The following is a 25,582-nucleotide window of genomic DNA, read 5'->3' on the forward strand; positions in this document are numbered from 1 at the left end:
AAGTCTTAGTGGTTTGATTCTAAATTAAGCTGGCTCTCGCCTACACTAGGAGTCATGCAATCTGGGATTGAGTCCTTACCTCTCGAAGTCGTACATCTGATTGCAGCGGGTGAAGTGATTGACTCGCTGGCGGCTGTTGTACGAGAACTGGCAGAAAACGCCCTTGATGCGGGAGCAACCCGGATTTCAATTGCTCTCTATCCAGAGCAGTGGCGAATTCGAGTGGCAGATAATGGTGCCGGGATGAGCCTGGACGACCTGAAGCAGGCGGCTTTACCCCATACCACCAGTAAAATTCACTGTTTTCAAGACCTGGAAAAGATTGTTAGTCTGGGGTTTCGGGGAGAAGCCTTACACAGTCTCGCTCAGTTAGCAGATTTGGAAATTTTGAGCCGTTCCTGTGCTTCCTCTGAAGGGTGGTGGGTTGGTTACGATATCCAGGGATATCCGGCTCAGGTGGAACCTGCGGCGATCGCCCCCGGCACAGTCGTCATTGCCGATCACCTCTTTGGCAACTGGGCTGTCCGTCGTCAAGGCTTACCCCCTCTAGGGCATCAGCTTAAAGCGGTACAAACTGTCATTTACCAGATGGCGCTCTGTCATCCCCATGTGACCTGGCAAGTCGAGCAAAACGATCGCACCTGGTTCAATCTGTGGATGGGCAAAACAGCCCGTCAAATTCTGCCCCAAATTCTGCGAGAGGTGCCGATGACTGCCTTGCAAGAACTCACCGTTCAGGTTGCAGATCCACCGGGTGAATTTAGTCCAGGGGGTGCTCTGACAACGCCGCCGCTACTGCCGTTGCCATCCTCTCTCTACCTTCTCCTCGGACTTCCCGATCGCTGCCACCGTCACCGACCGGATTGGGTTCGGATAGCGATTAATCAGCGTTTTGTCCAACTGCCAGAATTAGAGCAAACCATTCTGGCTGGGTTTCGCCGCACCTTGCCCCGAGATCGCTTCCCTATCTGTCTTGCCCACCTCCACATTCCTTCCCACCAGATTGACTGGAACCGCCATCCCGCTAAATCTGAAGTCTATTTGCATCACCTAGACTACTGGCGAGAGCAACTGACTGAAGCCATTGATCAGGCATTACGTCTCAGTGCTGCCAACCTTGAAAGTACGCTTTACTCCGATCGTGCCAACCAGGTGTTGAAAACTGCCGAGGCAGGCAGGAGTTACCACACGCAGGGAATTCAGCCTCTAGATGGCAGAGGACAGCAGGAGGGGCAGGAGAGCAAAGGGGCAGAGGGGAATTCTCAACTCTCAACTCTCAACTCTCAACTTCTGACACCCGGCACCCGCTTAAAAGCGATCGCTCAAGTTCACAACATGTATATCCTGGCTGAACATTCCACCGGAGTATGGTTGATTGAACAGCACATCGCCCATGAACGGGTGTTGTATGAGCAGTTGTGCGATCGCTGGCAAATGGTACCGTTGCGATCGCCGATTGTCTTAAATCGGCTTGCAATCGGTCAGGTGGAACAATTGCAACGCCTGGGGTTAGAGGTAGAACCCTTTGGAGAGCAGGTCTGGGTGGTGCGATCGGCTCCAGAGCTTTTATCTGATCGGGATGATTGCCCCGCAGCCCTTCTAGAACTCAGCCTGGGAGGTGATTTACAGGCGGCACAGGTAGCAACTGCCTGCCGCAGCGCCATTCGCAATGGAAAGCCGCTAACCCTCGAACAAATGCAGACCCTATTGAATCAGTGGCAGCAAACTCGTAATCCCCGCACCTGCCCCCACGGTCGTCCAATTTGTCTGATGTTGGAAGAATCCTCCCTTTCCCGGTTTTTCCGCCGCCACTGGGTCATCGGCAAGAGCCACGGAATTTAAAGGGAATTGGCAGCAGCAGAAACAGGATGGGAAATTGAGCGGTTTCCGATGGAGTCCCCTTTACAATTCCAACGATGCTTACAGCCATTTTCATTTGTGTATGCCACACCGATCCACTGTTTCCCATGAATCTAAAGGCATCACCTGTGTGGCACCCGCCTGAAAACCGCTGTAGCTCTGATTGCGGTTTAGATTAGGAGCGATCGCAGCCAAAGGCAAGTTTTTTTGTGTTGCAATTCATGTTCACGGCTATGATAGGGGCGGTCATCGTCAGTTCTTGGAGCTTTTGTTGACTTTTAGTACAAATGTACCGTAGGATTTCCTACATCGTCGGTGTACCTTTATTCACAAAAGAGCAAAGCCATGAGCCTATCCAACTCCCCGCTGGTCAAGCGTAGTCGTTTCTGTCTTGCTGCTGCCGGTGCTGTATTAATTCAATTTCCTGGTGTGTCAATTGCTCAGCAAGTGGCTCCCTGTCGCCAATTGGGTAGGGACAATACCGTTGTCATTATTGAAGCCAGTAATAACGAGCGCCTGCAACGGGTAAATCAGGTGGTGAATGAGCGTAATTTGAAAGGGCAGTTCTGTGCTTCTAGACGAACCGGTAGAACGGTGTGGATGTCGAATCAGCTCAGTAATGTGGAGTTAGCCGTCAAGGTTTTTGACTACTTTAGGGCGGTTGGCTTGGTCAGCCCGGTGAACCTGAATGGCAATGGCAATGAAGTTCCAAGCCCATACCCTGCTTTTCCAGATAACCAAAATCCTAACAATGCTCCAAACGGTCGCGGTGTGCGGATCTGAGTGGAAGAAGGCAGAAGGCAAACCTTAACGACAGGCAGAGGTCAATTCGGAGCGCAGTAAAAAATCACTGTCCTTGATGATAAAGGGAATATAGCGTTTCCTTTCTGGGTGAGGTACATCTCATCTGTTTGACTTAAGTGCTTTACGGCTATCCATGTACCTCACTGGATTCAAAAACACTATAAAGGGATTCAGCGGTTGATTAATTCGTGACCGTTTGAGCTTGCTGGTGCATCATTTCCTGGAAATGGATGAAGTCCTGCCGAGGGTTGGCATGTAGGACTTTGATTTCCAGGCGATCGCCCGGTGAAACAGAGCGACTAAACCGCATGGGCAGCTCAATGCCCAGATCCTCCAGCAGAATCAATCCCAAATTCTCATGTTCCCTGAGCCAGCGCAGCATCAGAGCATGCCAAACCTCGTCGGCATTGCGGCGTAAAAACTCTAACCCCCAGTATTTATTCGTTTGTCGTTCAACCAGGGTCGCTTCATAGGCGGCAGTACTGACACTGAGCGTTAGCTCTTTCATTTCTTCGGCTGAAAAAGGTAATTGGTCTCCCCGCAGGTGTGCCTTGATCTGAAAATGTGCCAGCAGGTCAGTATAGCGACGAATGGGGGAAGTGACCTGGGCGTAAGTATCTAGCCCTAGACTGGCGTGGCGGGCGGGGGTAATCCCCATTTCACTGCGAGGCATACAGCGACGAATCGCACAGGCACGCACAGGTCCAGGTGGCAGTAAGAGTAGTTCTTCCTCGGGTGGCAATTCGGGTTGGGACTGGTAGCGGAACGGCAGGGCTAAACTCTGAGCCTGCCCATAACGAGCCGCCACTTCTCCTGCCAAAATCATCATCTCTGCTACTAAGTAGCGTGCGACGGAATCGTTCAGCACTTGAATAATGATTTCATCATCCGCAGACACCTTAATGGAAGACTCGGGCATATTAATACTAATTGCGCCTTGGGTTTGCCGCCATTGCCGCCGGCGTTTTGCCCACTGGGCGATCGCCTCCAGTTCTGACTCTGCTTCTACACCCAGTTCCAGCATTTCATCCACATCTTCATAGGTGAGGCGATAGGTTGCTTTAATCAGGCTGGCGTGGATGCTATAGTCCTGAATCGCCCCTGCCGGATCTAAAACGACACCAAAACTCAGGGCACAGCAGACTTTTCCCTGTATCAGGCTCATGGGTCCGGTTGCCAGTTCTGCCGGAAACATGGGAATCATCCCCGTTGGCAAATATAGGGTTGTACTGCGCCGACGAGCTTCCAAATCCAACTCATCGCCGGGTTCTAACCAGCGGCTAGGGTCAGCGATATGAATCCACAGGCGTTGAGTTCCATCCGACAAATATTCCAGGCTCAAACCGTCGTCAATCTCACGGGTACTTTCATCGTCAATGGTGTAAACCTTGAGATGGGTCAAATCCAGACGATCAGTATCTAAATCGGGAGGGGGTGAGATTAAACGGTGATGTGCCACTTCCAGTACCTTCGCGGGAAACTGAACTGGGATCTGGCTGCGCCTCAAAAACAGGTTTTCGTGAAGGCTCCACAGCCCCAAATCCACCAGCAGTTGAAAGGCAGCTTCAGGTGTCTCAGGTCGTTTCAAGTGTAGCAGGGTTTCCAGGGCAGGTGCCCGATGGGTAGCTTCTTCACCAAACGTAGCAAACCGCTCCATTGCATCCAACCGGGAGCGATCGCTGACTTGCCATTCGATTGGCTGCCCTGAGAGTGCCTGCTCTATCCGCGAGATAAACTCTCCCCACTCCCGCTGGCGCTGTCCTGCCATCTCTAATTGGTGCCTTAGCTCTGCCACTTGTGCTTTGGGGCGAGGTTCGTACCGATCACCTTTCTGCTTAAAGTAGAGGCGATCGTCAGATAGCAGCCAGTGGGCAGCATAGCCCAATAAAGGACTTTGATCAGAAAAGAGTAACAGCGCCATCCCTGACGGATCGATAGATTCCCCCTCATCCACCAAAAGTTCCCAGGCAACCTCCAAACTAGAAGGATCGAGGTTGATCTGAGTTTCTTTTAGAAATGAAGGAATATCAGAGGACTTATAACCTGCCCCAACCTCATAAGTGACCTGTCGGGGATGAAGCGTATGGGACTGCCCTCGCTCATCGATCGCAATCCAGTGTTTTTTACCTTCTGGACGTTCGATGACAGCAAGGCGGCGATCGCCGTTCAGACGAAATTCAACAAGGGTTCCCTTCTCCATTGGCATTGGTGGGGTGAGGGGCTGGTGTAGCTGGGCACAGGGAACCTATAAGCACAGGAAGTTATCTAACTGAAAAGCCAGAAACTGGCAGACACTATCCTCATGTAACTCATCCCTGAACCCTGCACCTGAATTGATTAACCTTCCTGATTAATGAAGGGTAGCAATGCCAGAATACGAGCACGCTTGATTGCCTCAGTTAGATCGCGCTGTTGCTTGGCAGTTAGTCCCGTAATTCGGCGAGGAAGAATTTTGCCCCGTTCGGTAATGAATTTGCGCAGCAAGTCAACATCCTTGTAGTCGATGGGATCTTCTGGCTTGATGGGAGATACGCGGCGACGAAAATAGGTCATGGTTTGGTAGTCAGTAGTCAATAGTTAGTGATCAGTAACCAGCCGTTTAGAGTGAGCGAGAAACCAGGCAATGGGATGGTTCCTGTTGCCTATCATCGGTCACCTTACTTAATTTCTTTATGCACAGTGTGACTGTTGCAGTGGGGGCAGAACTTTTTCAGTTCGAGCCGTGCGGTAGTGTTGCGGCGATTTTTCATCGTCGTGTAGCGGGAAACACCGGGCGATCGCTTGTCGGGGTTTGTGCGACACTCGGTACACTCCAGCGTAATGATGATACGAACGCCTTTATTCTTAGCCATAATCCTACAAAATCAAAAAACTGGAAATCATAGACGCAAACATCCATTATTTCACAAGCTATCTACGTTGTGCAAACATTTTTTTCAGCTTGATATCGAGGGAGTAGCCCCGTCGGGTCTGAACGAGGACAGTACGGGCAAGACGATCATGGAATGCCTGCCGCCCCTCTTCATCTGTAAACGCAAACCCACAGTCTGCCAGTAGCGGAATTACCCCAACCAGGATGAAGCCATTGGTGGGACTCAAATTGACTAACCCAATGAAGACGAGCAACGCCCCTAAGCCTGCGATCGCCTCCCGTTTCAGCAGCTCTTTAAGGGTCGGGGTTGAACCATGCCTGAGTGCAGCCACTCGAATATCAAATGCCCACCGTCCGAGACTTTGTCCCTTATTTCTTTCCACCACGACCACCCGTAACCCCAGCCAGAGCAGGGCAAAAAATAGAATGTAAAGGGTACTACCGCCAAACAAGCTCAATAGGGAAACCAGCCCAAAATCCACTGCAAAAGCAGCAATCCTACGATCCATCGGCACCCTGGGATACCGACGAGGTGGCTCTGGCTCACCGTTCATCATTTACTGTCCCCAAACATCGTCCTCAGAAGCATCCTCCCCACGAGCAGAGTCTCCATTCAGGGATGGCTCTGACTCTAGCTTAGATGAAGCCTGTTCAAATGAGTCCTGTTCAACCGTGGGGCTGGCAGCTTCCATTCCTTCAAACCCTGTACGCGGCTCTAATTCATGAGCCTGCCATTCAGGCTGAGCCGGTTCAACCTGCGATTTGGTTTCTGCCCTCGGTTGGGATTCTAATGCGGAGAGGGTAGTGGTTGCTTGCTCAACCACGGCAACCGACGGCGCAACCGCCGGCTCTAACGGGGCTTCGGCGATCATAGGCGGCAAAATTTGCTTGATCTGCAACCCAAATAGGGAAAAGCTACGGCGGATCCGCTCCAGTGGGTAGGGAGTGGTTGAGGTAAATCCTGCTTCGCTGTGCAGCATCACGCTCAGGACGCTAACCGGAACCTGGGTAAATAAGTTAATGGCAAGGAACGCGATCGCTGCCATGAGCAAGCCCAGCAACCGCCAAGCTGGTGGGAAAAGAGCAACCGGGGCAGCCATGGGAGCCACTTTGTAGACTTGATATAGCAGCCCAAATAGCAGAACAGAAACACCCACTGCCAGAATCTGATTGCGCTGAGACTTAAATAAGGTCAGCAATCGTCGCTGGTCTTCCGTAATCTGCTCTGGTTTAACCGCAACGGCTACCAGGCTGAAGATGTAAAACGGACGTTGCCATTGCATCCATAGCACAGGTGCAATCCCGATTGCTCCGACCAGAAGTAGTTCAAGCCATACAGGCAGGACCGGATCACCCACGGCAAAACCAAGCAGACAAATTTCTACCAGGATGGGAACGACTGCCAAACCAGCCAGGTGAATCCACAGATACGGATCAGACCAAAAAGAGCGCATAGCCAAAAACTCAACGGATGAAGCCCATGCCAAGTATAAAACTGTAAGACGAACACCGCGAGTTGATTTTCTTGTATTTCCGTTGCCCTATGGGTCGAGATTGTCTGTAAGGTTATACAGACAGCGGTTACCAGACGAATGACGAAAAAAGAACACCAGATCAACGCATCACCTTACAGCGGTTTTCAGACGAGTGCCACACAGCGAATGCCTGTGCATTCAGACAAAACTAAAGATTTATGTGGCATACACAAATGAAAATGGCTGTAAGTCCAGATTCAGAAGTCCCTATCAATCTTGCTCTTCTGCGAATCCGCTTAATTCACCAGGGTAGAAATGACTGTCTAATATTGCTGTCAGGCTGTAAGGACATTCCGTGGGGAAAGTGCGATGGGGTAAATCAATCTCTCCAACGGCTAGTTCAACCCCTTTCAAATACCCTTTAAAAAGGGCTTCTTCAAGGTATGGCTTGAGACTAGGATTATCTTCAAGCAATTCAGTGATATCCAGGCGTTGAATGCGAAGAGTTGCTAAATAACTACGGCTGCGATATTGAGGTTGGTAGTGCCATTTCAGTAAATGCCCAATCAGAACGCTCAAGCGGTTACGAAGTTCTTGACGTTGCTCCTTACCCAAGGATTCAATTTCCTCGATTAAATTCGGTAAGTCAATCTGCCCCCATTGATGGGTGCGAAGAAGCCTCGCCTGTTCCTGCGTCCAGGCATAGAAGTCAACTTCATAGAGCTTGAGTGTAAGGTAAGGATTTTTGGACTTTTCTGAATTGGTTTCGGGCATATGCCTTAGCTGACTCCAACCACAGCCCTTAATTAGCTCTTAGACTATTCGTAAGTTGCTTGTCCCAGCAATAAAGATAACAAAAAAGCTGAGAACAGACCTCCAGCCTTACAAATGAACCTGGAAATCGATTCTCAAAGCTTTTGACGGAAAAACTTCAACGAAGACAATCGCTTAAACTGAGGCGCGATCGCGGGCCGAATCGACGGTTGGTAACACTTCAGCAGTTTGACGCTGTTCCTTAATGGCTTTTAACTGCTGGAGTAAAGACTCGGTTTCTGCCTGGAGGTTGAGAAACTTCATTTGCTGGTCGAGACGATATTGAGTTTTCATTGCTTCCAGAAGGCGGGATTGCCGGGAATCTGTGGAGGATGCTAATTCAGGAGAGGAAACCAGCACCGTTGCACTGGACATATTGAGTGAACGTTCGGTTGTTAATGTCTGACTAGTCATTTCTACTCACTTACACCACTTTCAATATCTTAACCTAAGCTTCACAAAAAATTGTAATTCATTGTTACAAAACAAACGGTAGAACTGGCTCAGTTTTCAAACTGGTCGATGAGAACTCCTCCTACTGCTGGACTTGGAACCGCTAGGGGATGGGTCGAGGATCGGGGTACACTAAACGTACCTCCCTTCGCCAGACTCAACGCTCAGGTGAATTTGAACATTTCCATCTAAACGCAGAACTCCAAGTTTAGTATGTCTGTTCAACACAGCATTGTAGACGGCAAATGGTGAAATCGAGTTCTTTGTTTCATCTGATCGCTGCTGGAAATCCCCGTGTCTCTAACTCTATCTGCATCCCAGACCTTCCCGACCGATCCCCATTCCCCATCCCCCTCTCCCTCGCAGGGCTGGCATGGGTTGATTGAGTCCTATCGGCAATACTTGCCTGTAACTGAGCAAACGCCAGTGATAACCCTCAATGAGGGCAATACACCATTGATCCCGGTGTCTGCGATCGCTGAGCAAATTGGCAAACAGGTGCGGGTATTCGTTAAGTTTGATGGCTTAAACCCCACCGGCAGCTTCAAGGACCGGGGCATGACGATGGCAATTTCAAAGGCAAAAGAAGCCGGCGCGCAAGCCGTGATCTGCGCCAGTACGGGTAATACCTCTGCTTCTGCTGCTGCCTATGCTGGACGCGCTGGAATGCGTGCCTTCGTGCTGATCCCCGATGGCTATGTCGCAATGGGTAAGCTGGCACAGGCGTTGCTTTATGGTGCTGAAGTTCTAGCGATCAAGGGCAATTTTGACCGGGCACTGGAAATTGTGCGGGAAATGTCTGCGAATTATCCGGTTACCCTGGTTAACTCCGTGAATCCCTATCGGCTTCAGGGGCAGAAGACGGCTGCGTTTGAAGTCGTGGATGTCCTGGGTGATGCTCCTGACTGGCTCTGCATCCCGGTTGGCAATGCCGGGAATATCACTGCTTACTGGATGGGTTTTTGCGAGTACCACCAGGAACAGCGGTGCAGTAAATTGCCGCGTATGATGGGATTTCAGGCAGCCGGTGCCGCCCCCTTGCTGTTGGGCAAGGCGATCGAGCATCCCGAAACCCTGGCAACCGCGATTCGCATTGGCAATCCGGCAAATTGGGAGCGGGCGATCGCGGTTCAAGAAGCTAGCCAGGGCAAGTTCACTGCTGTCACCGATGACGAAATCCTCGATGCCTATCGTCTCCTCGCTTCCCGTGAAGGAATTTTTTGCGAACCGGCAAGTGCCGCCTCTGTGGCTGGGCTGTTGAAAGTCAAAGATCAGGTTCCAGCAGGAGCAACCATCGTTTGTGTTCTGACCGGCAACGGGTTGAAAGACCCAGACTGTGCGATCAAACACAGCCACAGCCAGTTCAAACAGGGCGTTGAGCCGGATTTGAAGTCGGTTGCTGATGCAATGGGGTTTTAAGGAAAGCGATCGCGGGGGTGGTGAGGAGTGAGGGATGAGGAGTTGTTGATTGTTCGTAGAGCCTCCAGACCTCCGAGGTTTTGAAAACCTCGGAGGTCTTAGCCTGACGAGTTAACATCTCTATCTTTCAACCCGCAACTCTCAACTTTCTGTTTCACGCCTCCCCTTTACCCTCACTCATTCCCATAATTTCGTAGCCTGCATCAACGTAAATAATTTGCCCTGTGATCCCGCTTGAAAGGTCACTGCACAAAAAAGCGGCAGTATTGCCAACTTCAGTTTGAGTCACGGTGCGGCGCAGGGGAGCAACCTGTTCAACATGGTGAATCATGTCAAGGATGCCGCCAACCGCAGAAGATGCCAGAGTCCGGATGGGTCCAGCGGAGATGGCATTAACTCGGATATTTTGGGGACCTAGTTCTGATGCCAGATAGCGCACATTCATTTCCAGAGCTGCTTTTGCAATCCCCATCACGTTGTAATTGGGGATGACCTTGACTCCTCCCAGGTAAGTGAGCGTGACCACACTGCCCCCTGCCGTCATTAGCGGTTGAGCAGCGGAGCATAGCTTGATCAATGAATAAGCGCTAATGTCCAGGGCGGCTGCAAATCCGGCGCGCGAGGTATTAGCAAAACTGCCTGTCAAATCTTCTTTGTTAGCAAAGGCAAGGCAGTGAATCAGAATATCGAGCTGTCCCCACTTGTCTTTGACGGTTTCAAAGGTTGATTGAATTTGCTCGTCGTCCTGAACATTGCAGGGAAGAAACAGAGAGGGCTGTACTGGCTCTACCAGATCCGCAATCTTTTTAACGCGGCGTTCCTCATCAGGCAGATAAGTTATTCCAATCTTTGCTCCTGCTTGATGGAGCTGTTGGGCAATGCCCCAGGCGATGGAACGATTGTTAGCGATACCAGTAACCAGGGCGTTTTTTCCAGTCAAATTCAGCATAACTCTCAATCTGTAGGTAAGTGGTGAGGTGTCAGGTGTCAGGCTTCGACGTGAGCTTCGACGTGAGCGCTCAGCCGAACAGTGTCAGGTGTTGGGCGTTAGGTGCCTTTATTCTTTTTCGCTTCGTGGACTGCTCTATAGAGAATACTCAAAGATGGGGTATATCGGATAGCAAAGGTGTGCAACATAATAGGGAAATGACGTTTCCCGTCTAAACTGTGGTTGACCTTATAGATGCGCTCGAATCCTTGACTCCCTGGATTAGGGCATTCCCACTTGATTGAGAATGGTGATACAGCGGTTCTCATGCTGATGCGGTACAAGCTGGTGGTTTGTTATGAGTCATTAGTCCCTTGGGGGCAACCAATGACCAATGATCAAGAACGACCAAAAACGTACTTCACAAAGTTGAGAATTGCTATATCGCGTTTTTAAGAACAGTATTTGGCAGAAGAAACGCCAGTATCAAATTAATTAACTGTGGTGATAGCGTTTTTGAATTCAATGAAGTAATGGATAGCCGTAGAATCCTTGAGTCAAACAGATGAGATGTACCTCACCCAGAAAGGAAACGCTATAAGATGTTCTTAAACCATCTGGATTGGAGTTCAGGTGGTGCAAGTCCGAGTTAAATTTAAGCCTTTTTAGACAGCGAAGGGTTAAGGCAGTAGTCCAATATGTAACATCAGGCACAAAAACCTGCGGTGTAGTAAGTTTAAGTGTTCTAAGTTACAGATCTATCATTAGGTTCACTTAACTTAGGGCTGTACCTATTAGTTAACCGGGTAATCTTTTGGGTAGCAGGTAGGGTATATGGTTGTGATGCAAGATAAACCATTGGCATCTGTATTCCGCCAGATGGGGGGCGGGGCTTTTCCACCCGTTGTTGAAACGTTTGAACGGGGTAAAACAATTTTTTTCCCAGGAGATCCAGCCGAGCGTGTCTACTTTCTTCTTAAAGGGGCAGTCAAGCTATCCAGGGTTTACGAGGCGGGAGAAGAAATTACGGTCGCATTACTGCGAGAGAATAGCGTCTTTGGAGTTCTTTCACTGATCACCGGGCACAAGTCCGATCGCTTTTATCATGCCGTTGCATTTACCCCGGTTGAATTGCTCTCAGTCCCAATTGAACAAGTTGAAAAAGCACTGAAGGATAATCCTGATCTATCGATGGTTTTCCTGCGAGGGCTATCGTCCCGGATCTTACAGACTGAAATGATGATTGAAACCCTGGCTCACCGGGATATGGGTTCTCGGCTGGTCAGTTTTTTGCTGATCCTATGCCGTGATTTTGGGGTGCCCAGCAGTGATGGGATCACGATTGACCTGAAGTTGTCTCACCAGGCGATCGCGGAAGCAATTGGCTCCACCCGCGTTACCGTCACTCGCTTGCTTGGAGATCTACGCCAGGACAAAATGATCTCCATCCACAAAAAGAAAATAACTGTTCACAATCCAGTGACGTTAAGCCAGCAGTTTACTTGAGGAGGAGAGGAGAGGAGTTTGTACCCCTTACTCCTTTCCCCTCACTTCCCTCTCCAACCTGTTCCAGGTCAGTTCACCATCAGAGGTAAGATGCCATCGGAGAAGGTGGGCGGGTTGACCAATGTGGTTAGCCGACAGCCCGATCGCCTGACGGGGAGAACAAGTTACCAGGGCGATCGCTTGCTCCACGCTGCAAAGCCCCCATCTAACTAGATTTTGTGCGCCGGTGAGTAGGGGGAGGGTGGTTCCAGACAGGGTGCCATCGGGGAGTCGTGCTGTGCCTTCGTGAACCTCAATCTGGCGGGTATCCCAGGGATAGGTGCCATCGGGGAGTCCCAGGGGAGACAGGGCATCGCTGACTAAAAATATTCCCTGTTCGTAATTGCTTGCTTTGAGCAAAATATCCATCATGGTGGGGGAAACGTGCTCACCATCAGCAATCAGCCCGCAGTAAACGTTGGGGTTGGTGATGGCGGCTCCCAACAGTCCAGGTTCCCGGTGGTGCAGAGCTGGCATGGCGTTAAAAGCATGGGTGACCATAGTGGCTCCCATGCTAAACGCTCGTTGAGCCTGGGTTGCCCTTGCCAGAGAATGTCCCAGGCTGATGGTAATCCCCAAAGACTGGAGATAGGGAATGACCTTGTCGGTCTGATCCAGTTCAGGTGCCAGAGTCATGACCTTAACAAGGCTGGCATAGTCTCCCAGAACTCGTTTGACGTTCTCTAAAGTCAGGGGTAACAAATGTTCTTCGGGGTGTGCCCCTCGTTTCTGAGGATTGAGGAACGGACCTTCCAGGTGAACACCGAGCACTTGAGCAAATTTTGTCTGGTGACACTGGTGAAGGGTGGCAAGCGATCGCTGAATATTCTCGACTGAGGTAGTCACAATCGTTGGTAGAAACCCATCAACCCCCTGGTGCCAGAGAAACTCGCTAATATCCTTGATCTGGGTGCAATGGTCAGGATTGAGGTCAGGAAATGCCAGCCCTAGCGCTCCATTGATCTGGAGATCAACCCCTCCCAGGGAAACCCAATCACCCTCAACATCCAGAGAAGCTGTATTTTCAGGATGGGATAGCAGGGTTGGGGCGATCGCTTCAACCACTCCTTCACGAATTAAGATGTGCTGTAAGCCGTCCTGCCCAACAATGCGGGAATTTTTCAGAATCAAATTCTCAACCATGACACCTGACACCTGACACCTAACACCTTCATTTTCACCGCTTGTGTTCTAATCTTGAAATTGAATCGTACTGACTGGAGAAATAGGGTTTGCAAGTCCAATCGGGGTTAAAACGCGGCAAAGATTACATTGGGGTAGGGGTAGGGGCAGTTATTTTTGAAAACGGACAAATTCTCCTGATTGAGCGTTTGGTGCCACCAGAAGCCGGATATTGGGCGATTCAAGGAGGTGCCGTTGAGTTTGGCGAGACGATTGAAGCGGCAATCAAGCGGGAAGTTAAAGAAGAACTTGGGGTTGAAAGCGAAGTCGTGACACTGCTAGGAGTCACCGACCACATTTTGCCCGATGAAGAAGTTCACTGGGTTGCTCCTGTATTTCTGGTGAAGATTACAGCAGGTACGCCTCAAAATGTAGAAAGCCACAAACACCGAGACTTACGCTGGTTCTCACTCAATGACTTGCCCGATCAGATCACCCTGACAACCCGCTATGCGGTAGAGTTCCTGAAGAGCTACGATAGCAGGAAACAGGGAGTGGAGAGTTGAAAGTAGAGAGTTGGGGCGATAATCGGTAATGGGCGAAACAGTTACCTGACATCAAAAACCATCACCTTACATTCACAGTCCACTGACTACTGACTACTGACTACTGACTACTTTACCAACAACAACTAACAACCTCTCACCCTTCCATGTCCCCACCCCTGATTGGCATCATTATGGGCAGTGATTCGGACTTGCCCACGATGAAGGAGGCGATCGCAGCCTGCGAAGAATTTGGCGTTCTCTATGAGGTGGGGATTGTCTCGGCACACCGAACACCTGAACGCATGGTGGCATATGCCAAAGAAGCTCATCAGCGGGGACTAAAGGTAATCATTGCCGGAGCTGGAGGAGCTGCTCACCTGCCGGGTATGGTTGCGGCATTGACCCCGCTACCAGTGATTGGGGTTCCTGTTCCTAGCCGCCACTTGCAAGGAATAGACTCGCTTTACTCGATTGTGCAGATGCCTGCGGGAATTCCGGTGGCGACTGTGGCGATCGGCAATGCCCGCAATGCCGGACTGTTAGCCATACAAATTCTGGCAACCCATGATGCATCTCTACTGGAAAAGGTTCAGCAATATCGTCAAAGCCTGAATCAGATGGTAATGGAGAAGCAATCTAGGCTGAATCAAATCGGATATCAGAAATATTTGGAGATGTGAGTGCTAGGAGGGATGTTTGAAAATGGGTCATGGTCTATCTTAATCCGAAGGAATAGACTTGCAAGACATCGGAGGTAAAGGCAGTGAGTGATCGAGTACTCGTTGCAGGAGCAACAGGCGGCGTTGGGCAATTAGTGGTTGCCAGATTGATCCAAAAAGGGATGCCAGTGAGGGTTCTCACTCGTGGAGTAGAGCGGGCACAAAAAATGTTTGAAGGGAAGGTTGAGGCGATCGCTGGCGATACCCGTGACCTATCCACTCTCCCAGCAGCAACCCAGAATATCTCTTACATCATTTGCTGTACAGGAACGACTGCCTTCCCTTCTGAGAAATGGGACTTTGAGGTACCTGAAACCAGCAATCCAGTGCAGCAGTGGTTGGAATGGGGACAAATTTATTTCAATCCAGACTACCGCCGCACAAAAGCCAGAAACGGTCCCCAACAGGTTGATGCCGAAGGGGTTCATAACTTGGTTGCAGCGGCACCTCAAGATCTAAAGCGCTTTGTGTACATCTCATCCTGTGGAGTTGAGCGGAAAGATCAGTTTCCCTACACGGCGTTAAACGCTTTTGGAGTACTGGATGCCAAGCAGAAAGGCGAACAGTCCATCATTTCTTCGGGACTACCTTACACCATCATTCGACCAGGGCGGTTAATTGACGGACCCTATACTTCCTATGATTTAAATACCTTATTGAAAGCCACAACCGACGGTAAGCAAGGTGTCGTCATTGGCACTGGAGACAAACTAAATGGGCAAACCAGTCGGATTGATGTGGCGGCTGCCTGTGTGGAGTGTTTGCACAATCCAGCCACGGAAAGACAGGTATTTGAACTCATCAACCAGGGAGACAGAGCAGCGGTTGTAGATTGGGCAGCTTTATTTGCCCAGTTACCTCAAAATAGCGCCTAACCGTTGGTGTCCAGCAACCCACAGTGCTGTGGGTTGTTTGTCTGATCTGGTTCAAATGTTCAAACTGTTTCTGCTAAGTCTTTGAGAGAGCTAAACAAGCCAGCCGTCAACTGCTGAGCGTCACTTTTAGGTGAACCAAGGTTATAGTCAGCGACACGCAAGGGGGTGCCGACTTGAATCTTGGCGCAACTTTTCCAGGGAACGCCAGGTTGGCTGTAGTGGATATGAATCGGCACTATCTGGGTGTCCAGATCAGGCTGGTTGGTTTCTGCCTGAAGGGCAAGACGGGCAAGACCGGGCTTTAAGGGCTGGACTTCCCCTCCACAAAAAATATCTCCTTCAGGAAAGATCACCAGTACTTCGTTATTTCTCAGCAGTTCTATGCCGTAACGGAGGCTGGAGATCGCCGGACGCTTAGTATTCACCGCAAATCCGCCCAAATGCCGAATCAGCCAACCCTGCAATCCGACCACCTCATCGGCTGAGACCATAAAATGCAGGTGTCGTCCGGTAAGGTCATGTCCAGCAACATAGGGAATCATGAAGGCATCCCACCGCGATCGGTGGGTTGGAGCTAGAATCACAGGTCCTGACGCGGGCAGATTTTGCTGCCCGACAACCTCAATCTCCTTGAAATAGTGAGGGACAACCCCATAGCGCCCAATCGGATACGCCAGTGAGACTAACCAGGGCGTAAACTGATGGAGTGGAAGTGTCTCAGAATTTGAGGACCCTTGAAGCGAAAACTTTGCCGCATGCAGCAACAGGTTGTGCCTAAAAAAGCCCCTCTTATCAGAGGGCGGCACTTGAACATCTGGACTGGCAGAATGCTGAAGATTAGACTTCAGCGGAGTCATAGAATCAAACGAACTCATAGCGAGAACAGGGACTGGTTAGATGCGAGGGTGTTGTCTACCTCTACCCTAAATATCACCGGCTAAAATACCTTCTACCTTAAGGACACTTTCCCTGGTGGCATGAGTCACCAGAAGACTGATTTTGACGGCGTTGATTAAACCAAAATTGCAACTGCTCCCGACAGGAAGACTCCAGAATACCACCAATCACTCGTAAGCGATGATTAGAGCAGGCACTATCAGGCAAATTGAACACCGTGCGAACCGCTCCAGCTTTGGGATCATCCGTTCCATAAACCAATAGTCCTAACCGGGCAAGTACCAATGCCCCGGCACACATTGGGCAGGGTTCCAGGGTGACGTAAAGTGTGCATTGGTTAAGATGCCAATTTCCCAGCGTTTTGCCGGCTGCCCGTAGCGCCAGAATTTCAGCATGGGCAGTTGGATCATGGTCGCGCTCCCGGCGATTAGTCGCTTCCGCGATCGCCCGCCCATCTGTACCCACCACCACCGCACCCACCGGGACTTCCCCAGCATCTCCAGCCGTCTGAGCAAGGGCGATCGCCCGCTCCATCCACTGTCGGTGAACCAAATACTCAGGGTTGTCTGTGGGCGAAAAAAGGGACAAGAAGGGAGTGGGGAAAAGAGTTGAGAGTTGAGAATTCAGGGTTCGGAGTTGAGGGTTCAGAATTCGGAGTTGAAGGTTGAAAGTTCTCCCCTACTCCCCCTCCCCTCTGCCCCCTCTAACGACTAACAACCAACAACTAAAAACTAAAGACTCCCCTCCCCTTCTCCCTCTGCCAGTAAACCATCCAGTTTTCCTTCCATGTCCAACTGGTAGAGGTCATCACAGCCACCAATGGGCTGCTGGTTAATGAAGATCTGGGGGACAGTGCGTCGTCCGTTGGCACGTTCAGCCATTTTGACCCTGGCCGCTCCATTGCCATCAATTTTGTACTCTGTAAAGCTGACCCCTTTCCACCAAAGCAGCAGCTTGGCACGAATGCAGTAGGGGCAAGTTTGCCAGGTATAGATTTCAACCTGCGCTTTTATACGTTCGGGGTGTCTTCTCAGTAAAGAATTGAGGGTGCTCAACATGGTGGGGCTGTTCTCAAGGCTTTTTCTCAAATATAGCGGCTTCAGGACACAAGGATGCGTTAGTTCAGCGTAACGCAGTGCTGAGATCCAGACTGAAGCTGCCTATATTCAAACGCAAGGTCAGGTCAAACACGAGGTCAGGTTGACAAAACTGGGGTTCGTTTCATTTCATTCGATACCGGCTCTCATAACGACCACTCAGGGTTGATCCCGTATGCCCAGTGGCTAACCACAGAAATGCTCTGGCTCCATCCCGCAGGGATTTAGCCAGGGGTTCGGTTTCATATCTGGAAGGAACCGATATTGGCTTGAGATGGATTCCCCGGCTGCCAAACACAATCTCACCAATAACTTGGGAGCGTCGCATGTGGTAGTCGGAGGTAATGAGATAGACACTTTTGATCCCTTTAGCGCTAAACCTATCTACCAGAGTCGTAAAATTGGTAACGGTATCGACGGCGGCGTGGTCAATATTCAACCGGCTCGGCTCGATTCCTGCATCAGCAAATACAGCCATCGAATACTCTGGATTACTACCACTTGAAATCCAAATCGGAAGGTGGGGATGCTGGCGGGCAAACTCGGCGGCAAAGTCTTCCCGTTTGGTATCACCCCCCAGCACCAGCATTGCCTGAGGGCGCTCAAAATAGCCCCTCACTTCCCGGTAGCCTAGCCAAAGACCTGGAATCAGAAGTAGCAAAAGCAACCGCTTTAACTTGACCCATGTCAACCTAATAAACATTACCGCTTACTCAGGTAAAGCAAACTTAAAGCCTATCCAAACGGTGTCAACCACTAAAGCCTAGCGCTAAACCCAGGAAGTTTTCGCGTAGACTTTTGCTGATCATTTCATAGCATCCGTTACTCTAATCCAAAAGCAATTCCACGATAGCGTAAATAGCTACTGCGAAGAAGATTGGGATCCGGGAGGTTGCTCCTGTGATTGAGCAATGGTTGCTTTCATTTGGGGAGTATCTAGGAACTTCTGGGTGTCTGCCAGCAGGCGATCGCCCCACAAGTTTTCCTTCAAGAACTTTAAATCGCTATAACGACTATCTAGTTTGATCGCCGTTTCTCCCAGCGTCAAACCCTGCTGCCGCTCCCCTTTGGTATAAAGGGCAACGGCGATCGCTAATTGTGGTTCAGCCGCCTTTTTGTCAATGGCAGCCGCAGCCTGCCAGCGTTTCACCGCTTCATTGACATTACCCTGTTCATACTTAATCAATCCAATATTATTGATGGCGGGCCAAAACTCTTTATCCTGGGCAACCGCTTTTTCATAATGGGCGATTGCCTCTGAATACTGACGCAACATCAAATGAGCATTGCCCAGATCAAACAGTGCCCCTGGAACATTAGGTCTGATCTTTAACCCAGAAGTCAGGTAGTCAATCGACGTTTTGTAGTTTCCCTTTTGAAAATAAGCTGACCCTAACCCAAATAAAACTGCTGCATTCTTTGGATCCAGCGTTTGCGCTTGCTTCAGCGCCCCAATTCCCTCATCTAATTCACTGGTTTGCAAATACAGCCCACCCAGTAAAGACCAGACCTCAGGACTTTTAGGGGCAAGTTGAGTCGCCAGTCGTGCCCGTGGCAGTGCCAGTTCATACTGTTGGAACTGGGCTAACTGGGCTGCCTCCTGAGCCAGACTAAGACCCTGACGTTCTAGCTTAGTGGAGTCAAGCTGAACCGTATGGGGCACAAGTGCCTGCCCCAAAACTGGCTGGGTAACCCCCCAGAAACCCAGCAAAACAAGGAATGAAACAAGAGAGTTGCGATTAGGCACGGTTTGGCTCTAATAGGAATGACAAGTTATAGCTAGCTTAATCGATCTCAATTCCATCGTGGCATAAATATGGAGAGCATGGCTCTCTCTGCTAACGATGCTAATAAAAAGGTTGAGAATTGCACGAAGCCTATTAGTAAGGGATATGCTATGTAGCCTATCGTGTTCATGCCTTGAGATAGCTATGGATCGTTTTACGGTTGAAGTCATTGCCCAAACGCCCAATCCACAACAGGTAATCTATGCTGCAATGCACCAGGATTATGCTGAAGGCTTTGTCTGGGGCGATCGCGATCACTTCCCAACTGAAGAAAAGTGTGGCGAAGTTATTATTAAGCATCTGTTAGCGGGTAACCGGGGGCACTATGGACCTCTGGAACATCCTCAAATTGTGCTGAACTGCGGTTGGTTTCCCCACAGCACCATGCAGCAAATTCGGACTCACCGGGTTGGCATTAGCTTTGATGTCCAATCGTTCCGTTACACCGGGAGTCGCATTATTGATGTGGTAGAAGGCAGGCGGGAAGTCGAAGAGGTTTTCTACCTGCGTCCGTTGGGGGCATATAGCGATCGCCAGGGTAAGCGATACGACTACACCCTTGAACAACGGCAGCAGGATATAAATTGGTGTCTGGAAGCTTGCCGTCGCTACACAGAGCGCATTCAACAGGGGTTTGCCGAGGAACATGCCAGGGGGCTGATTCCCTTTGATGTGCGTCAGCACTGGGTTATGTCTGCAAACGTGCGGTCACTGATGCACCTCCTCGATCTGCGCTGGAAACTAGATGCTCAGCTAGAGGCACAGAAACTGTGTGAAACGATCTGGCCCCACTTTTATACCTGGGTACCAGCGATCGCCGAATGGTACGAATCAAATCGCCTGAAAAAAGCTCGCCTTGCTCCTTGAGTAAAAGGTGTTCAGATGTGCCCTGAAGAACATGAACCACCAAACATTTCAAACAAAAGATAAAAATATCTTCATAATTCAGGCATTTTTCCAAGAAATATTGAAGCAGCAACTGTTGGTGATTTTGCCAAACACAAACTGGGTTTAATGCTAAACGAAATCTAAAGATAATGTTTGTATTAGCCAGTTGAACTAAACGTCTATGTCTAAATTTATCTACTTTTGAGTGACACGAAATAAAGAATAGTAAATCTTAAGTTCACACTGTCTGTAGCTTTGCCCTAGAGGACATCTGAGAAGTATCCGGGTCATGTTGAATGGAGCAATAGCGTAGTAAAACATCTTGGTGTAACGGCTCACATCCTAGGCACTAAGCCTTGGGCAGGCTCTGCCAACGTCACGCTTTGCTGCACTCAGGATGGCAGTTATGACACCTGAGACACCCTCTGAGAAACCGTCCATTTCAGAAAAAAAGTTCATCTACTTTTCATTCTCCAACAAAAGATTCAGCAGGCCTCAATATAAGTTTTAAGAAATGTTTCAATATGTTTTTTGCTACTTCTTAAAACCTAAAAAAAATGGAAGGTATTTAATCCCAATTAAGTGGGTGAAAAGGGGGGTGGGAAAAAGATTTCAGGAATTTTGTTTTCTAAAAACCCCATTTTACTGAAGGGTATAGTAACAATTAATCTGTCGTTAACGACTATGCAATTCACGTCTGGCTATATCTTGCTATTAGCAAAGCAGCCTCAAGCAGTCAGGGTGTTGGTCAGCTTGCTAGGGCACTCTAGCTATTCTGTGGCGATTGCTAGCACAGAAGAGCAAGCGATCGCGCAAACTGAGCTGCATCCCCCGTTTCTCATCATCCTGGCGGGGAATCGCCATCACTGGTCTCAAACCTTACTACGTGATTTACGCATTCGTGCGAAGACCTATCACATCACCTTAGTTGCCCTAACCGATTTTCATGATCCAAGCTGGATTCATCAAGAAGAAAACCCTGGCTTTGATGGGTTTCTCGTCAACCCCATTAGTAGCGATGTGCTGTCTTCCCTGATTCAATCTGCCCAAACTCGACAAATCTGTTGTCCTGCGGGTTAGTTACACTAGTAACATCCTCCTGCGGCAATTCGGTGTCTATGCAACTCGCTTCGGTCTATCCAGTTCTTTACCAGGTACTAAAGCCGTTGTTTCCAACGTGCTTATGGTCGGGCTGCGAGCAAAACCGGAGAATTGCCCTCACCTTTGATGATGGTCCTCACCCAGAATATACCCCCCAACTCCTGAAAGTTTTAGACCGACATGGAGTGCCTGCCAGTTTTTTCTGGCTGGGGGTCTGCGTCAATCGATCGCCCGCAACAGCCCGAACAATTTACGAAGCTGGTCACTGGGTTGGGTTACACGGCTATGACCATCGCTCCTTTCCAATCCTTTCCCCCATCCAACTAAAACAATCCCTCCAACAAACGCAAGCCGCGATCGCCGATGCCTGTCAGCTTTCTCCCGAAATGATTCGCGATGTCCGCCCCCCCAATGGGTTATTTACACCCCAAACACTAAATCTGTTGCAGCAATGGAACTATCGCCCAGTTATGTGGAGTGTTGTTCCTGAAGACTGGGTTAGACCTGGTATTTCTACCGTTGTTCAGCGCGTTCTTCAGCAGGTCAGAAATGGTTCTTTGATTGTTCTGCATGATGGCTACTGCGGAGGAGCCGATGTCGCAGAAACAGCGGACCAACTGATCACCGCTTTGCTGGAGCGAAACTACGACTTTGTTACCATCGATCAACTCTGGGACGTTCAACAAACCGACTTGACCATAGCTGTACGTTAAGAGTGGACATAAGAGTGGGCAAAAGTGTTCATTTAACAACCAAATCGTACCTATATTAAGGTATTAGCTTCTTTAAAGCCCTACCTATTCCTAGACATCATAATGGCAGGTACTTGTGGCGCTACCTCTGGTCATTGACGAAGAACAGATTTTTAGCTTTAAGTTCTGGTTTGACGGCACGATCCATGAAGGGATGTATTACCAGAACGAACTGTACTGTAGACTGCAAACTTTTGATATTCAAGAACGCCCCTTAGTCTACCAGCTTGGCTGCAAACTAGCTAAGAAAGAGGCACTGATTGCCCTAACTTTTACCCCCAAATCGTGTAGCCTCTGGGGCAGTTTACGGGCTGTAGGGATTAAAAATATTCTGGTTAAGCGAAAAACACTGAAACCACCGAACTTAGACCCATCAATCTGGTCAAACTCGCCTGCCCCAGACTCTCAGACTAGAGGGTAGCCTGTCGGTCACAGGAGCAACCTGGGCATCATTAACTGCTCATAATATCAAATAATGATCAGATCAATTAATCAAAAAGGTTGATCATAGTACAATCGCACTGAAATAAGCGGAAACATATGAGTGACCGCACGTTCCCATCATCCATCACTCTCGTTCCAAGACTTTGCCTTGGAATGGCAACCCTGGAGGCTCTGCCTCTAGCGCTGATAGAGGCAGAGCCTCTCAGTCAGTGTTCCCAGGCTGAGCCTGGAGAACAAGGTAAGGGATGTGCCACAAAATAAACTACCCGCTAGACAATCTGCTCCACGATGGATTCCCGCCTGCGCGGGAATGACGTTGGGACTTTATTAATTTGCGAGTCCCTAAGTAGGGCTTTCTGTTTTAAGTCAGTGCCATTGAATCATAGTGCTGTCTTTGGCAAATCCGTTCGTCGTGGTAGGAGCAGGTACGGGATTGAAGCTAAGCTCATACCTCAAGACCCGCTGCTCAACTCAGAGAGGTTTCGGATAGGCTTTAAGTTAAGAGTTCATTGAAATGGCTGAGGGCATTTCGGCAATATGCTCAGGATTAGTCCTATTTCTTGCCCCTATTCTGAAGATGTAACTAACTTAACTTAATAATCGAACTTGGTAAAGTTCTGAGGATTATGAGTTAACGTAGCAACAGGAGATTAGATCCTTGATGGAGGTTGCCTGGCTAAGCGCTTTTTTGACGGGTTGTTTTAGTGTCTGGCAACACTCTAAACTCAAACGACGACCTCAAGGGATCGCACTCAGTTTGGGTGTTAGGCGGTTGAAAACGTCTCTAATATCTGGTTAAACTACGCGAACTATAGGGCGAGGTTAAGTCCCTCAGTCACTTTCTCAACTTGATGGCAAAGGCGAAGGAAAAGCATGCAACTTTTGTCAGAAAAGCTACAATCAGAAGGGTTTTGTTTGACACTTGCTGGTTATAGCGTATGGTTTGGTGCCTCTGCCTTACGTCATGGTTTCAGTGGAGGGGTTAGACTTTACTAGTCAGCCGACATGGCTATTTAATCAGGGTTTAGTAATTGCAAATCCTGACAGGTGGCTTTGGATATGATGTTCTCTGTTGACCGGTTTTCACTTTAGTTAAGGAGCATGAGGAACGCGGCATGACCCAGGCCAACGACGTACTCGCAATTGACTTGTTAAGCAGTGCCTCTGATAGTCTGCCCGAAGGTGGATTAGGGCTTTTCATCGACAACGATGAAGAAGATCGAGACGATCCTCTTGAAGCTTCTACAGATGATGAGGATGGCAAGTCTGGTAAGACTCGCTCTACCCGGCGTCGCACACAGGCGAAGAAGAAGCATTATACTGAGGATTCTATTCGTCTGTACCTACAGGAAATTGGTCGGATTCGACTCCTCCGCGCCGATGAAGAAATTGAGTTGGCTCGTAAGATTGCTGACTTGCTGGAACTGGAGCGGGTTCGAGATCGTTTGTGTGAGCGGTTAGCCTCCAACCCTCAAGACATTGAAAGAGATCTGTCCCTTTGGGCAAATGAGGTCGATCAACCTCTACCCAAGTTTCGCAGACGGTTATATGAGGGGCGCAGAGCAAAAGAAAAAATGGTGCAATCCAACTTACGGTTGGTTGTCTCCATTGCTAAGAAATACATGAACCGGGGGCTATCCTTCCAGGATTTAATTCAGGAAGGTAGTCTGGGGTTGATCCGTGCGGCTGAGAAATTTGACCATGAAAAAGGTTATAAATTCTCAACCTACGCGACTTGGTGGATTCGTCAGGCAATCACGCGGGCGATCGCTGACCAATCTCGTACCATTCGTCTTCCGGTTCACCTCTATGAAACCATTTCCCGGATTAAGAAGACAACCAAGCTTCTTTCTCAAGAAATGGGGCGCAAGCCAACGGAGGAAGAAATCGCAACCCGCATGGAAATGACTATCGAGAAGTTGCGGTTTATCGCCAAGTCGGCGCAGTTGCCTATCTCGCTTGAGACTCCTATCGGTAAGGAAGAGGATTCTCGTTTAGGTGACTTTATTGAGTCAGATGGTGAGACACCTGAAGATCAGGTATCTAAGAATCTGCTCAGGGAAGATCTGGAAAATGTTCTGGATACCCTTAGCCCCCGTGAGCGTGACGTTTTAAGACTGCGCTATGGTCTGGATGATGGTCGGATGAAGACGCTGGAAGAGATCGGTCAGATCTTTAACGTCACCCGTGAGCGAATTCGCCAAATCGAAGCGAAGGCTTTGCGTAAGCTTCGCCATCCCAATCGCAACAGTGTGCTGAAGGAATATATTCGCTAAGAACCAAGCTCCATTCTAATCAAAGCCCGGTAGAGACTCTACCGGGCTTTTTAGTTGTTAAAACCCTTGCAATGAGTCCGTGGTTTGACAGAAGCTTTGCCGAACTTTGAACGGATGAGACATACGCACAGACTTCACAACGAATTTGCCATCTGTTCTAGCTATAGTGACGATCGTCAACCTTAGACCACCAGGTTTTCAAACCTCTGAGGTTTGGAGGCTAGGAGTAGAAGAAGCCAACATAAGAAAAAGGAGCCTGTCACCAGACTCCTGCATTCAGAAAAGTGAGATTAACTTAAAGAGCCATTGCTAGTTGACATAACCCCGGAAAATGGAATCCACAATTCCAAAGTTAGATAGCAGCAAGTAGGCAGTGAATGCCCCGCCCATTGCACCTACAAAAAACCCACCTGTAAATTGGCTCCATCCATCTGCTGTTTGCAATGCCGGACTTGAACGACCGGGCGCTCCACCCGAAGATTGAGCAAGCGTAGTTTCGTTCGTGCCCTCTTCAGAGAAAGTTGCCAAACCATAGGCAGATAGGCAAGCACTTGCAATCAAGATCAGGGCAACACCTGAAATAAGACCACCCAAAGCGGCATGATCTGAGTCACGCAGGGGACCGAGTTTCACCCAGGGTCCAATAATGAAGTAACCGTGTGCCAAACCAATTTCAAGCCCACGCAGGATTGGAGAAAGACCTTTCCGATAGGCTGGCAGGTTACCAATAAACGTTCTAGTAAAAGCAGAATCACTTATGGGAGTTGAAAGATGCCCGGTGAAGGGATCGCCCTTAAAGGGCTGAATAAGTTCTGCATTTCTAGGATCAGACATGCTTAATTGTCCTTATGTATCTAGAGTGTATGCGAAGAATTGAGATTAATTTTACGTCCAGGAAGGGACGCTC

Annotated in this window: 27 protein-coding genes; 12 read left to right on the forward strand and 15 right to left on the reverse strand. The window is 49.3% G+C overall.

What is annotated here, in order from left to right:
* Positions 1 to 54: 54 nt before the first annotated feature.
* Both mutL and AC1S52_RS19165 read left to right on the forward strand, forming a co-directional pair.
* Positions 55 to 1,842: a DNA mismatch repair endonuclease MutL gene (gene mutL / locus AC1S52_RS19160; protein ID WP_482030646.1), complete on the forward strand. Its 1,788-nt coding sequence runs from the start codon at positions 55 to 57 to the stop codon at positions 1,840 to 1,842.
* A 363-nt stretch (positions 1,843 to 2,205) separates the two neighbouring features.
* Positions 2,206 to 2,643 (forward strand): hypothetical protein, encoded by a 438-nt coding sequence (locus AC1S52_RS19165; protein WP_482030647.1) that lies wholly within the window; start codon positions 2,206 to 2,208, stop codon positions 2,641 to 2,643.
* A 202-nt stretch (positions 2,644 to 2,845) separates the two neighbouring features.
* Here AC1S52_RS19165 and AC1S52_RS19170 read toward each other — a convergent pair whose 3' ends face one another.
* The 7 genes from AC1S52_RS19170 to AC1S52_RS19200 form a co-directional block, all read right to left on the reverse strand.
* Positions 2,846 to 4,864, reverse strand: coding sequence for a ribonuclease catalytic domain-containing protein (locus AC1S52_RS19170; RefSeq protein WP_482030648.1), 2,019 nt, complete (start codon positions 4,862 to 4,864; stop codon positions 2,846 to 2,848).
* 137 nt (positions 4,865 to 5,001) lie between these two features.
* On the reverse strand, positions 5,002 to 5,217 hold the full coding sequence (gene rpsR / locus AC1S52_RS19175; RefSeq protein WP_482030649.1) for a 30S ribosomal protein S18: 216 nt from the start codon (positions 5,215 to 5,217) through the stop codon (positions 5,002 to 5,004).
* Between the two features lie 104 nt (positions 5,218 to 5,321).
* The gene (rpmG, locus tag AC1S52_RS19180) at positions 5,322 to 5,516 is read right to left on the reverse strand and encodes a 50S ribosomal protein L33 (protein ID WP_482030650.1); all 195 of its coding nucleotides are present in this window, start codon (positions 5,514 to 5,516) and stop codon (positions 5,322 to 5,324) included.
* A 58-nt stretch (positions 5,517 to 5,574) separates the two neighbouring features.
* Positions 5,575 to 6,093, reverse strand: coding sequence for an RDD family protein (locus tag AC1S52_RS19185; protein ID WP_482030651.1), 519 nt, complete (start codon positions 6,091 to 6,093; stop codon positions 5,575 to 5,577).
* The gene (locus AC1S52_RS19190; protein ID WP_482030652.1) at positions 6,094 to 6,990 is read right to left on the reverse strand and encodes a low-complexity tail membrane protein; all 897 of its coding nucleotides are present in this window, start codon (positions 6,988 to 6,990) and stop codon (positions 6,094 to 6,096) included.
* Between the two features lie 291 nt (positions 6,991 to 7,281).
* Positions 7,282 to 7,785, reverse strand: a complete 504-nt coding sequence (locus AC1S52_RS19195; protein WP_482030653.1) for a DUF29 domain-containing protein — start codon at positions 7,783 to 7,785, stop codon at positions 7,282 to 7,284.
* Positions 7,786 to 7,959: 174 nt separating this feature from the next.
* Positions 7,960 to 8,238, reverse strand: a complete 279-nt coding sequence (locus AC1S52_RS19200; RefSeq protein WP_482030654.1) for a hypothetical protein — start codon at positions 8,236 to 8,238, stop codon at positions 7,960 to 7,962.
* Between the two features lie 333 nt (positions 8,239 to 8,571).
* Here AC1S52_RS19200 and thrC point away from each other — a divergent pair, with 333 nt between their 5' ends.
* Entirely contained in the window at positions 8,572 to 9,696 is a 1,125-nt protein-coding gene (gene thrC / locus AC1S52_RS19205) for a threonine synthase (RefSeq protein ID WP_482030655.1), read from the forward strand.
* A 154-nt stretch (positions 9,697 to 9,850) separates the two neighbouring features.
* Here thrC and fabI read toward each other — a convergent pair whose 3' ends face one another.
* Positions 9,851 to 10,645 (reverse strand): enoyl-ACP reductase FabI, encoded by a 795-nt coding sequence (fabI, locus tag AC1S52_RS19210; protein ID WP_482030656.1) that lies wholly within the window; start codon positions 10,643 to 10,645, stop codon positions 9,851 to 9,853.
* A gap of 813 nt (positions 10,646 to 11,458) precedes the next feature.
* On the opposite strand from fabI, the gene ntcA reads away from it, so the two are divergent.
* Complete coding sequence (gene ntcA, locus AC1S52_RS19215; protein ID WP_482030657.1) at positions 11,459 to 12,130, forward strand: global nitrogen regulator NtcA; 672 nt, start codon at positions 11,459 to 11,461, stop codon at positions 12,128 to 12,130.
* Between the two features lie 27 nt (positions 12,131 to 12,157).
* On the opposite strand, the gene nagA is transcribed toward ntcA, so the two are convergent.
* Positions 12,158 to 13,312 (reverse strand): N-acetylglucosamine-6-phosphate deacetylase, encoded by a 1,155-nt coding sequence (nagA, locus tag AC1S52_RS19220; RefSeq protein WP_482030658.1) that lies wholly within the window; start codon positions 13,310 to 13,312, stop codon positions 12,158 to 12,160.
* 89 nt (positions 13,313 to 13,401) lie between these two features.
* Here nagA and AC1S52_RS19225 point away from each other — a divergent pair, with 89 nt between their 5' ends.
* The 3 genes from AC1S52_RS19225 to AC1S52_RS19235 all read left to right on the forward strand — a co-directional run bounded on the left by AC1S52_RS19225 (position 13,402) and on the right by AC1S52_RS19235 (position 15,433).
* A complete protein-coding gene (locus AC1S52_RS19225; RefSeq protein ID WP_482030659.1) occupies positions 13,402 to 13,857 on the forward strand; it encodes an NUDIX domain-containing protein in 456 nt (151 codons plus the stop codon).
* Positions 13,858 to 14,003: 146 nt separating this feature from the next.
* Entirely contained in the window at positions 14,004 to 14,519 is a 516-nt protein-coding gene (purE, locus tag AC1S52_RS19230) for a 5-(carboxyamino)imidazole ribonucleotide mutase (RefSeq protein WP_482030660.1), read from the forward strand.
* An 83-nt stretch (positions 14,520 to 14,602) separates the two neighbouring features.
* A complete protein-coding gene (locus tag AC1S52_RS19235; protein ID WP_482030661.1) occupies positions 14,603 to 15,433 on the forward strand; it encodes an SDR family oxidoreductase in 831 nt (276 codons plus the stop codon).
* A 59-nt stretch (positions 15,434 to 15,492) separates the two neighbouring features.
* On the opposite strand, the gene AC1S52_RS19240 is transcribed toward AC1S52_RS19235, so the two are convergent.
* From AC1S52_RS19240 to AC1S52_RS19260, 5 genes are all read right to left on the reverse strand, one after another.
* A complete protein-coding gene (locus AC1S52_RS19240) occupies positions 15,493 to 16,308 on the reverse strand; it encodes a lysophospholipid acyltransferase family protein (protein ID WP_482030662.1) in 816 nt (271 codons plus the stop codon).
* Positions 16,309 to 16,387: 79 nt separating this feature from the next.
* Positions 16,388 to 16,918 (reverse strand): tRNA adenosine(34) deaminase TadA, encoded by a 531-nt coding sequence (gene tadA, locus AC1S52_RS19245; RefSeq protein WP_482030663.1) that lies wholly within the window; start codon positions 16,916 to 16,918, stop codon positions 16,388 to 16,390.
* 143 nt (positions 16,919 to 17,061) lie between these two features.
* A complete protein-coding gene (grxC, locus tag AC1S52_RS19250; RefSeq protein WP_482030664.1) occupies positions 17,062 to 17,388 on the reverse strand; it encodes a glutaredoxin 3 in 327 nt (108 codons plus the stop codon).
* Positions 17,389 to 17,551: 163 nt separating this feature from the next.
* Positions 17,552 to 18,130 (reverse strand): YdcF family protein, encoded by a 579-nt coding sequence (locus tag AC1S52_RS19255; protein ID WP_482030665.1) that lies wholly within the window; start codon positions 18,128 to 18,130, stop codon positions 17,552 to 17,554.
* 159 nt (positions 18,131 to 18,289) lie between these two features.
* Positions 18,290 to 19,138, reverse strand: a complete 849-nt coding sequence (locus AC1S52_RS19260; protein ID WP_482030666.1) for a tetratricopeptide repeat protein — start codon at positions 19,136 to 19,138, stop codon at positions 18,290 to 18,292.
* A 220-nt stretch (positions 19,139 to 19,358) separates the two neighbouring features.
* On the opposite strand from AC1S52_RS19260, the gene thyX reads away from it, so the two are divergent.
* The 5 genes from thyX (at position 19,359) to rpoD (ending at position 24,675) form a co-directional block, all read left to right on the forward strand.
* Entirely contained in the window at positions 19,359 to 20,081 is a 723-nt protein-coding gene (thyX, locus tag AC1S52_RS19265) for an FAD-dependent thymidylate synthase (protein ID WP_482030667.1), read from the forward strand.
* 705 nt (positions 20,082 to 20,786) lie between these two features.
* Positions 20,787 to 21,182, forward strand: a complete 396-nt coding sequence (locus AC1S52_RS19270) for a response regulator (RefSeq protein ID WP_482030668.1) — start codon at positions 20,787 to 20,789, stop codon at positions 21,180 to 21,182.
* Positions 21,183 to 21,220: 38 nt separating this feature from the next.
* Positions 21,221 to 21,916, forward strand: a complete 696-nt coding sequence (locus AC1S52_RS19275; RefSeq protein ID WP_482030669.1) for a polysaccharide deacetylase family protein — start codon at positions 21,221 to 21,223, stop codon at positions 21,914 to 21,916.
* A 115-nt stretch (positions 21,917 to 22,031) separates the two neighbouring features.
* Positions 22,032 to 22,376, forward strand: coding sequence for a hypothetical protein (locus tag AC1S52_RS19280; protein ID WP_482030670.1), 345 nt, complete (start codon positions 22,032 to 22,034; stop codon positions 22,374 to 22,376).
* Positions 22,377 to 23,514: 1,138 nt separating this feature from the next.
* Positions 23,515 to 24,675 carry an RNA polymerase sigma factor RpoD gene (gene rpoD / locus AC1S52_RS19285; RefSeq protein ID WP_482030671.1) on the forward strand — a complete coding sequence of 387 codons (1,161 nt, stop codon included), beginning with the start codon at positions 23,515 to 23,517 and terminating at the stop codon, positions 24,673 to 24,675.
* A 309-nt stretch (positions 24,676 to 24,984) separates the two neighbouring features.
* Here the strand turns inward: rpoD and AC1S52_RS19290 are convergent, their stop codons facing one another.
* Positions 24,985 to 25,509 (reverse strand): photosystem I reaction center protein subunit XI, encoded by a 525-nt coding sequence (locus AC1S52_RS19290; protein ID WP_482030672.1) that lies wholly within the window; start codon positions 25,507 to 25,509, stop codon positions 24,985 to 24,987.
* Between the last annotated feature and the right edge of the window lie 73 nt (positions 25,510 to 25,582).

Source organism: Kovacikia sp. CALU 1929, from assembly GCF_056784235.1.

Coding starts and splice junctions, on each gene's coding strand:
- rpoD (WP_482030671.1), top strand. CDS start 23,515: ATGACCCAGGCCAACGACGTACTCGCAATTGACTTGTTAAGCAGTGCC.
- AC1S52_RS19190 (WP_482030652.1), bottom strand. CDS start 6,990: ATGCGCTCTTTTTGGTCTGATCCGTATCTGTGGATTCACCTGGCTGGT.
- rpsR (WP_482030649.1), bottom strand. CDS start 5,217: ATGACCTATTTTCGTCGCCGCGTATCTCCCATCAAGCCAGAAGATCCC.
- grxC (WP_482030664.1), bottom strand. CDS start 17,388: ATGTTGAGCACCCTCAATTCTTTACTGAGAAGACACCCCGAACGTATA.
- AC1S52_RS19290 (WP_482030672.1), bottom strand. CDS start 25,509: ATGTCTGATCCTAGAAATGCAGAACTTATTCAGCCCTTTAAGGGCGAT.
- AC1S52_RS19275 (WP_482030669.1), top strand. CDS start 21,221: ATGCAACTCGCTTCGGTCTATCCAGTTCTTTACCAGGTACTAAAGCCG.
- thyX (WP_482030667.1), top strand. CDS start 19,359: ATGGATCGTTTTACGGTTGAAGTCATTGCCCAAACGCCCAATCCACAA.
- AC1S52_RS19270 (WP_482030668.1), top strand. CDS start 20,787: ATGCAATTCACGTCTGGCTATATCTTGCTATTAGCAAAGCAGCCTCAA.
- fabI (WP_482030656.1), bottom strand. CDS start 10,645: ATGCTGAATTTGACTGGAAAAAACGCCCTGGTTACTGGTATCGCTAAC.
- AC1S52_RS19255 (WP_482030665.1), bottom strand. CDS start 18,130: ATGTTTATTAGGTTGACATGGGTCAAGTTAAAGCGGTTGCTTTTGCTA.
- AC1S52_RS19240 (WP_482030662.1), bottom strand. CDS start 16,308: ATGAGTTCGTTTGATTCTATGACTCCGCTGAAGTCTAATCTTCAGCAT.
- AC1S52_RS19185 (WP_482030651.1), bottom strand. CDS start 6,093: ATGATGAACGGTGAGCCAGAGCCACCTCGTCGGTATCCCAGGGTGCCG.
- rpmG (WP_482030650.1), bottom strand. CDS start 5,516: ATGGCTAAGAATAAAGGCGTTCGTATCATCATTACGCTGGAGTGTACC.
- AC1S52_RS19170 (WP_482030648.1), bottom strand. CDS start 4,864: ATGGAGAAGGGAACCCTTGTTGAATTTCGTCTGAACGGCGATCGCCGC.
- AC1S52_RS19195 (WP_482030653.1), bottom strand. CDS start 7,785: ATGCCCGAAACCAATTCAGAAAAGTCCAAAAATCCTTACCTTACACTC.
- ntcA (WP_482030657.1), top strand. CDS start 11,459: ATGGTTGTGATGCAAGATAAACCATTGGCATCTGTATTCCGCCAGATG.
- purE (WP_482030660.1), top strand. CDS start 14,004: ATGTCCCCACCCCTGATTGGCATCATTATGGGCAGTGATTCGGACTTG.
- AC1S52_RS19165 (WP_482030647.1), top strand. CDS start 2,206: ATGAGCCTATCCAACTCCCCGCTGGTCAAGCGTAGTCGTTTCTGTCTT.
- AC1S52_RS19200 (WP_482030654.1), bottom strand. CDS start 8,238: ATGACTAGTCAGACATTAACAACCGAACGTTCACTCAATATGTCCAGT.
- nagA (WP_482030658.1), bottom strand. CDS start 13,312: ATGGTTGAGAATTTGATTCTGAAAAATTCCCGCATTGTTGGGCAGGAC.
- mutL (WP_482030646.1), top strand. CDS start 55: ATGCAATCTGGGATTGAGTCCTTACCTCTCGAAGTCGTACATCTGATT.